A 1,112-nucleotide genomic window follows, 5' to 3' on the forward strand; every position below is an offset into this window, starting at 1 on the left:
ACCAAACTAAGCAGTGAAAATTGACCCCTACACGACGCTCTTCCGATCTTTGACGGTTTTGTCGTCACTAGCGGAAGCAATCAGATTCCCGTCTAGGCTAATCGCAATGTCGTAAACCCCAGCTTGATGACCGTTGAGGGTAGATAATAAATTACCATCCAGTGTCCAGAGTTTGATGGTCTTATCGTAACTAGCAGTAGCGATTAGATTAGCATCCTGGTTAATGGCAACTGCCCAAACCTGATTACTATGCTTTACTAAGCGATTATATTCAACAGTGCCATAAACTGCCTGTCTTAGCACGGATTCTACTTGAGTTTCCGTAGCCTGGTCTGCGTTACCAAAGCTTTTCAATCGTTCCTTGGCTCTGATGGCTTCTACTAGGGCGTCCAATTGTTGATTGGAAGCAAAGAGGGCTGCTGAGGATTTTGCGATTCGGCGAAGCCGACGCTACGCGAACGCATTAATTTCGCTAATAGCTGAGCGTCTATATCCCAGGTAAGTGGTCACCCCTAACCCCGTGGAAACCATCAATGCTGTACCCACTGCCATTAGCAAGAACTTGAGTCGTCTGGCACTTTTTTTCTGTTCTGCTAATCTTGCTTCTGCTTCCTTAGCCCGTTCTGCTTCTAAATACCGTTGCTGTTCAATCCAGCTTAATTCTTGAGAAGCAGCTAAGAATTCATCATCTACTACACTCAACCGTTTGCCCGCTTTCCAATTTAACGCTTCTGCTAAGGCTTGTCCTCGCAACAGCCGAGAATTATCTTCACGGTTGGACGCTAACCAAGCATTGAGGGCTTGATTATAGGGTCGCAGATTACCTAATTTTTGCTCAACCCAATCCTGATTAAAAATAGACTGGTAAATACGATTATAAACCTTTAGCACTGGGGAAGTTTTGTTCTCCTGACCAGGCTGCTTAACAACTAACCCACTTAGCCGTAATTCTATTTGTTCAGGACTGTCATCCGCAGCAATTTCTCCCTGTTGTAAGATTTGCTGATAAAGTGCCAATAACCGACTAGACCCTTGTTCATTTCTGATAATCCGTTCCCGTAAGGTTCGTAAATGCTCCGGTTGATCATTGGCTTCCCAATTTTCAATAATTA

Annotated in this window: 1 protein-coding gene and 1 pseudogene; both read right to left on the reverse strand. The window is 44.3% G+C overall.

Features of this window, described 5'->3' with window-relative positions:
• Nucleotides 1–27 precede the first annotated feature (27 nt).
• A complete protein-coding gene (locus F6K49_RS51845) occupies nucleotides 28–393 on the reverse strand; it encodes a hypothetical protein (protein WP_293110825.1) in 366 nt (121 codons plus the stop codon).
• A 57-nt stretch (nucleotides 394–450) separates the two neighbouring features.
• A pseudogene (locus F6K49_RS51850) lies at nucleotides 451–1,112 on the reverse strand (hypothetical protein); the annotation flags it as partial.

This window comes from Moorena sp. SIO3I6 (assembly GCF_010672095.1).